We start from the raw sequence: 7,292 nt of genomic DNA on the forward strand, positions 1-7,292 counted from the left end.
CTCAGTCCTTCGCTTAAAAAATGAGTACTTGCTGACAAGAGCCATCAGTGGAGCCCGGCACGGCCCCGCTTGTTTGCATAACCCGAGCAGGCTTAACGCACGGCTAGAAGACGCGGAACAGGCCGAAAGCGGAAACTACTAATACCGGCTTCAAGCGTAAAGGGCGTGAATGTCTCCTGATGCCGGAGCGAAGGACGCCTCGGAACGGCTGGCGCTACGCCGCGCCCGGGTCCGGGGCCTCTCCCCAGGTGTGTAGCAGGACAGGCTCAATAGAGTGGTGGGCGTATGTAGAGGTCCGCGAAAAAACCCGGCAGCCAGTACTGGACCATTGCGTACTCGCCTTCGTGGCGCAACCCCAGCAACACCTCGCGTTCCTGCACGCGGCGGAGCTGTTCGGGCAGAGGGCCATCCTGGAACGACATCGCAGAAAAAGGGAACATAGGCAGCAAGTGTAAGCGCCGGTTTTCCCTCGGACCCAGACATTGGCTGCAGGTTTAATGATACGCTCTTATTCCGGACAAGACTAGCTTTATGCCGTGCGACGGCTACGTCTGGCTTGCTCTTCCCGCTTGATAACTCAACTCTATATGCACGATGACATCCTCGATTTGGTCCGCCAGGCCCACGCCCTGACGGAATCGGCGGCGGTTGCAACCAGTGACCCGACTACGCGCAAGCAATACGTGCTGGCCGATTTGTCTTTGCACCTGGTGCAGGCTGCTCTGCGTCGAAAGGAGCCGGACCCCGCAGAGCTGAAGCGGTACCTGTTCAGCATCCTCACCGTGTGCGATGGCTTTGTGCCGGACATGGACCTCAAGGCAATGGCGAATGTGGTGCTGCCACTGCCCGCAGAAGATCAATCAAAGTAAATGATGCTACTCCACCCCAACAGGATCTGCGAGTAACCAGACAGGCGCTATTGCGAAGCCCCACTCTGTTGCCAGGAGGCCCGCAGGGCCCTGTAAACAGTCTGCCTTTGCTGGTTGCCTCTTCGCAGGCCTTACCGACTGGTCGGGTGCAACACTACCAGTATGGTAGATCCCTGGCCCGCTGCTAGTCAAAGGCGGTCTGCTTCTCGCTCTTCTTTCTCAGATGGGCACCGCTACCTTTCTGACTGGGCGAGCTGTATTTCCACTTCGTTGCCCGCATGAAAAAGCCCCACCGATACTATATCAGCGGGGCTTTTTCATGCGGGCAACAGAGGAGCTATTCGATGACCACGCGTTTCGTAAGAACAGCCGCCCCCACCTGCAGCTGCAGTGTGTACACGCCAGCGGACAACGAGTTTGTCTCGAAGCGAAGTTGAGTCCCGGTAGCCGGAAGCGCGGCTGTCTGGCGCTGCACGAGCTGCCCTAGCCCGTTATATAACACCGCCACGACGTTCTGTGCTCCGGGCACACCAGGCACTGAAGCTGTGAAGTGCTGCCGTGCAGGATTAGGATAGAGCGTAACACCGGCGGCGGTAAGGCCCGGGTGGTTAGCCAGGGGCCGCTGCTGGTCGAAACGCAGGGTGAAACGATTGCGCAAACTCCCTACGCCGGCAGAAAAGGCGTAGCGGGGCTGTTGCCTCAGGTCATGCATCTGGCCCGTAACAGCGTCGTAGAGATAAGTCGGAAAGCTGCTAAGGTTCAGCAGCTGGGTCGCCTCCAGAGTATACATACCCGCAGCAGGCAGGTTTAGGGCCAGGTCAACCACGGTGTTAGCCGTCACCTCCGGCAGGCCGTTGATGCTTAGCTCGGTGCCCGCGGCCAGCAGGTACACCGCCATGGCGGCCGAACCGGGCTTTAGTTTGAGGGCATCAAAGCCACTGTCGAAGCCGGACGTAGCACCATTTTCAAAGTACACGTAGGCCTCGTCTGCGAGCGGGGTAGCGGCCGAGCGCAGCGTAAGCTGCACCAGCGGCCGCGTTTCAACACTTCGTTGAAAAACAGGCTGCACGGTGGGCGATGTAACGCGGGCCAAATTGGTGAAAGGCAGCGTCACGGAAGAGGTGCCTTCGCTTACCCGAACAAAGAACCCCTGGCCCAGGGCCACTATGGGGTTGCCCACGCCGTTCACATAGCTCAGATAAGCTCCGCCGTAGGCTGTGGTGCTCTGGTGTACATAGATGGCATTATTCAGCCCGGCTGGCACCGTCACGCGGCTCCAATCCAGAGGAGAGGGATACGGGTTGCCCACCAAATTCCAGCCAGCGTCGGCGGCGCTACGGGTTAACGTCTGCTGAATGGTCCCGTTGTTGAGTGTGCCCACAAAATCGACCGTCTGAGGAGCGATTTGCACGGTATATCCGCGGCCGGGCACGAGTCCCGTCTGCGGGCCGGCGGGCGAGAACCATCCTTTATCAAAACTGGAATACGTAGTCGCCGGGCTCGTGAGCACGCGGGCTTCGCTGTAGCCAAACACCGTGGGGAAGGGAGTCACCGCGTTGGGGGTCGCCGAGGTGTTATAGCCCGGGTTGACCACGGGGGCGAACGAGGCGGTGGCCAGATCGGCAACCGTAGTGGATAGGACTGGAGAGGAAAAGTGACGGTAGCCGGTCCCCGCGTTGGTCGTGGGCGTAATGTAGCGTTGTACTGTAACCGCGCCTTGCACCACGCCGCCGTTGTTGGCGACAACGGCGGTGCCGGTTGCATCGGAAAGCAGCGTCAAAGCTCCGTTGCTGACGAGGTTACCCCGCACATCCAACAGGCCCCGAATACTTGCCTGCCCTTCCAGGGTCAGACCACCTGTCCCCACGACAAGGTCATTGTAAACCTGTGGTACGGTTGTGCTCAGCAGCTGCGGCGAGAAGCCGGCGAATCGAATGGTGCCGGCAGGGTTCGCTAGCGTACCATCCAACGTAGCATTACCGGTAATGCTCAGCTCCCCGCCATTGATGGTGAGCGTGGCGCCCGCGTCCACATACAGATCCCGCACCTGGATTACCGTTCCGGCCGAAATCTCCGGCGTTCGGACGGCAGTTGCCGGCACCTGCACCCGGGCAGAAACCGCGGGTACTACCCCGCCGGACCAGTTAACCGGATCGTTCCAGGCCTGACTGATTGCTCCGGTCCACACCAAAGCCGGCGACAGCACCTGGGCAAATGCGAAGTTGGATTCCCCGGATATGCAGCCGGCCGCGCTAATGGCTCTTGCCGTGTACGTATTGCTCGCACTGGTGACCAAATAGGAAGCTCCCGTTGCGACGGGGGTACTTTGGCCGAAGCGGTAGAAATGGTTATTCGGCGCGTTGGTCGTGAGCAGGGCGGCGCCGCTGGCCTGGGTGCGGGCGCGGAGCACGGGCGTGTTTGGCGTCGGGTTTACAACCACGTTCACCGGAGTCGATGTGGAGGTGCAGCCTGCTGCAGTCGTTACCGCCACCGTGTACGAACCGCTGGACGTAACAAAGATGGTCGGGTTGGCGGTGTTGCTGGTGCTGACCAGCACCCCATTGCGGAAATACTTGTAGGTGTGCCCGGCTGTGGTTGGAGTAGCCTGCAGCTGCAGCCAGCCGGAACCGCAAAACGTTGTGGCCGAGACAGCCGATAAGGTGACGGCAGGTAGTGGGTGTACCTTCACCTCAACGGTACTGGAGTAGAACACCCGTCCTTCTGGAGAGCGAAACACTGCCCGAAAGCCCGTAGTCACGGCTAGGTTTGCAAAGGAGTAGGTCGGATCGGTCCCGGAGCCGGGAATGTCTTGAAAGCCACTTCCGGTGTTGCTCTGATAGCCCGTAAATGTACCGTAGGCGTAGCTCAGCGTCAGGGTTCCGGCGATTTGGTCGCCCGTACAGAAAGACGTTGCCGAGCTGGTTAATTGAGTGGTCGAACCATTCAGGTTGATTCCATAGAAGTAGTACCCGTATGTATCAAGCTCCCGACCTGCTGAAACCAGATCCATCGTGCCGTCGCCATTTAGGTCGGTAAATGCAGCGCCCACCAGGAAAGTAACCGGCACCGCCGTGCTGCTGGTGAACACGCCCTGACCACTGTTGCGCCAGGTAAGAATGCTGTTCGCTCCATTCAGCTGCGGAACTGCGAGGTCTAAGTCGCCGTCGCCATCCACGTCGCCCAGAAGAACGTCCAGCGGGGCTCCTGCGGTAAGGCTCTGGCTTATCTGAAACGCACCGGTGCCGGTGCCTAGCGCCACACTCACAGTGTAACTGCCATTATTTGCCACTACCAGGTCTAGTATGCCATCCGCGTTAATATCACCCAGTAGGGAACCCGTCGGACTTGAGCCGGTAGCCAGAGAGGCAAGCTGCGTGAATTGCCCGCTACCATTGTTGCGCCACACACCTACAATGCCGGTAGTGGAGCTGGAAACGACGAAGTCCAGGTCGCCGTCGTTGTCCAGATCCCCGGGGACGACAGTGTGAGCGCCGGGGAAAGTCAACGTACGGTTTTGTACACTGTTGAAGCCCCCTGTATTGTTAAAGCACACATTGATGCTTCCCGAGCCGCAGGCCACGAGCATGTCCAGGTCCCCGTCGCTATCCAGGTCGCCGGCCGCCACTGATATCGGATTGTAGCTCACATTGGCGATGGTCATAGAGGAGAAAAAGCCTCCGCTACCGTTGTTACGCACCACGAGAACCTCATTGGTCCGGGCGCGGGGCACGAGCAGGTCAATATCCCCGTCCCGGTCAATGTCAGCGGCTTTCAGTTTGGTAATGGTACCCCCAAATCCGAGACTGGTGTTATTCACCAACTGCCCGGTAGCCGTACCGAACGATGTGTTCACTGAGCCGCCGCCACTGGCAACGGCATCAGAGTACCCGTCCCCATTAAGGTCGGTGATGACCAGGTTTTCTAGCGACATCGAGTTACGCTGCGTGTTGATTGAGCGCTCGGCAAACGTCCCCAGAGCAGGCGCAGTAGCCATCGTGAACTGAAAGGTCTTCGCTTGGGACAGAGCAACGCCAGCATCGTTCACAGTGTTGGTCGTGACGCTCGCCGAAACGGTTTCACCGGGACGAAAAGGCCTGAGCGGAGCAAAGGTCAGGGTCGAGGTTCCACCCCCACTATAGTTGCCAGTCAGGGCCCCTCCGCGCTGATCACTAAAGAAGCGTACCGCACCGGTGCCCAACGACTGGGCGCCAAGTGAGGAAGAGAACTGCACCGTTGGACTTACCGTTTGCGGAACATGAATCGCGTTAGGTGCAGGCAGGTAGCCCGTGACGGTAAATTGCTGCGCAGCGACCGGAAGTGTAAACAACGTGAAAGCCAAAGCAAGCAGGCGTAGCGCAGTGTTGCTTTGCCGATGGCTCGGAACTGTGCAACTGCTCTTGCTGGCGTAATAAGTAAGTAACCGTTTCATCAAATCGGGGGCTGATTAAGCTGTACAATACAAAGGCATCGCAGGACACTTCCGCCCCCGATGCCTTAGATATAGGTTAACAAAGATCCTAAACATAACCGGTACAATTGGCTAGAATACTTGTATTTAATTAACACCTGCCTGCGGGCTCACCTTCTGCCGCTAATAAGTGCTTCAGCTACTCCTGTTACACGCCAGAGTGTTGATTCTGGTGAATGCCCGAGCCTAACCTCTTCTGAAGCAGGTTACCAAACCAATCTCGCCTCCGACTCCCGCGAAGAATGAAAAGTGAACCAGCTTTTGGACTTCGTCCAAAAAGCAAAGCCCCTCAGCAGTCTGGAATTCGCCTTTGAGCAGCTGTTCACAAAAACGCGCTGACCACATGCAACCCGTGGCCGGGGGCGCTGGTCAAGGGGTTGAACGAGTTTTTCATCTAACCCCTTTTTTGCTCTTCCTGAAAGCCCGGCCAATTCTTGCCCTGCCGGCCCTATGCCCCTTTTGTCAGAAAACAGAGCCTAGCTTCAATTACCGCCCTACCCGACAAGCCAACCATTACTCGGCGTGCGAAGTCGAACAAGCGCGGGGGCATTGTCAAACCGGGAGCGAAGGTCCCCTGAGCGTACCAAAGGCAAAAAGGGAATAACCCGTTTACCACGGCGAACATTGGTCTTCGGCATGCGCGAAGGTCATATAGTACAAAACCTCCAAACTCCTTACGCCCCGGAAAGGGCCCAAAGGAAAACCCATTCTTCACACGCGACAGAAGCACCTCTGCCTGGCTTCTTTTTCTTCATTTTTTTCTTTCCCGCTATGCTCAAACCCTTACTCTTGCTGCGCCGTGTCGTGCTCACCGGCGGTTTGATTATTGCCCTGGCTGCACCTGGGCGGGCACAAGCCCCGGGTAGCACCGAGTCCGCCCTACCCTGCGGGTTCGACAGCATGCAGCAGGCCGAGTTCCGGCAGCAGCCCGGCGCCCAGGCCCGGTATCAGCAGTTTCTGCAGGAGGCTGCCCGGCTTAGCGCCGACCCGGCCCGGGGCCAGGCTTTGCCCGACGTCACGGTGCCGGTGGTGGTGCACGTCATCCACACCGGCGGGAGCAACAACATCAGCGACGCCCAGATTTACGACGCGCTGCGCATTTTGAACGATGACTTCAGCAAGCGCAATGCCGACACCAGCACGGTGATTCCGCCGTTTCAGTCGCGAATAGCGAACGTCGGGTTTCAGTTCCGGCTGGCCAAGCTCGACCCGAACGGCAACTGCACCACGGGCATCACCCGCACCTATTCGCCCCTGACCAACGTCGGCGATAACCAGATGAAAAGCCTGATTGTGTGGCCGGTGAACAAGTACCTCAACATCTGGGTGAGCTCCGCTGCTAACGGATATGGGGGAGGCTACGCCTTTGGGCCCTGCTCGGGCGCTCCGAACCCCGGGGTCGTGATTCGGAACATGTATTTTGGCAGCATTGGCACGTCCAGCGGCAGCAACATAGCGTCGCGTTTGCTTACCCACGAAGTCGGCCACTACTTTGGTCTGCCCCACACCTGGGGGCCCAACGACAACTCCGGTCTACCCACCAACTGCGGCATTGACGACAACATTGCCGACACGCCCAACACCATCGGCTCCCAGTACATCTGCAACCTGTCCTTCTCACCCTGCACCGACGCCAGCGGCCAGCCCATTCTGGCCAACGTGCAGAACTACATGGACTACTCTCCCTGCGCGGCCATGTTCACTAACGGCCAGCGGGCGGTAATGCGCGCCGGCCTGCAGCTCGCCTGCCGGGCCCAGCTCACCACGGCAGCCAACCTGCTGGCTACCGGCACCAACGACGGCTACGTAGCCCCGCCCTGCGCCCCGGTCGTGGCCTTTGAGCCCTCCTCTCCCAGCATCTGTGAGGGCGGCACCGTTACCTTCACCGACTACTCCTACAACGATGCACCGGGTGCCGCCCGCACCTACAGCTGGAGCTTCCCCGGCGGCTCCCC

The 7,292-nt window shown here is 59.0% G+C and carries 3 protein-coding genes and 1 pseudogene; 2 read left to right on the forward strand and 2 right to left on the reverse strand.

What is annotated here, in order from left to right; all coding sequences use genetic code 11:
- Nucleotides 1-587: 587 nt before the first annotated feature.
- A complete protein-coding gene (locus LJY25_RS17420; RefSeq protein ID WP_227609760.1) occupies nucleotides 588-869 on the forward strand; it encodes a hypothetical protein in 282 nt (93 codons plus the stop codon).
- Between the two features lie 337 nt (nucleotides 870-1,206).
- Here LJY25_RS17420 and LJY25_RS17425 read toward each other — a convergent pair whose 3' ends face one another.
- Nucleotides 1,207-4,863 carry an FG-GAP-like repeat-containing protein gene (locus LJY25_RS17425; protein ID WP_227609763.1) on the reverse strand — a complete coding sequence of 1,219 codons (3,657 nt, stop codon included), beginning with the start codon at nucleotides 4,861-4,863 and terminating at the stop codon, nucleotides 1,207-1,209.
- A 12-nt stretch (nucleotides 4,864-4,875) separates the two neighbouring features.
- Nucleotides 4,876-5,298 (reverse strand): annotated as a pseudogene (locus tag LJY25_RS21470) (Ig-like domain-containing protein); the annotation flags it as partial.
- A gap of 810 nt (nucleotides 5,299-6,108) precedes the next feature.
- Between LJY25_RS21470 and LJY25_RS17435 the strand changes: the two are divergent.
- Nucleotides 6,109-7,292: M43 family zinc metalloprotease (locus tag LJY25_RS17435; protein ID WP_262908845.1), on the forward strand; the 1,184-nt coding region annotated here is incomplete at its 3' end.

Origin of the sequence: Hymenobacter translucens (genome assembly GCF_020685205.1) — a bacterium.
Classification (GTDB): Bacteria; Bacteroidota; Bacteroidia; order Cytophagales; family Hymenobacteraceae; genus Hymenobacter; species Hymenobacter translucens.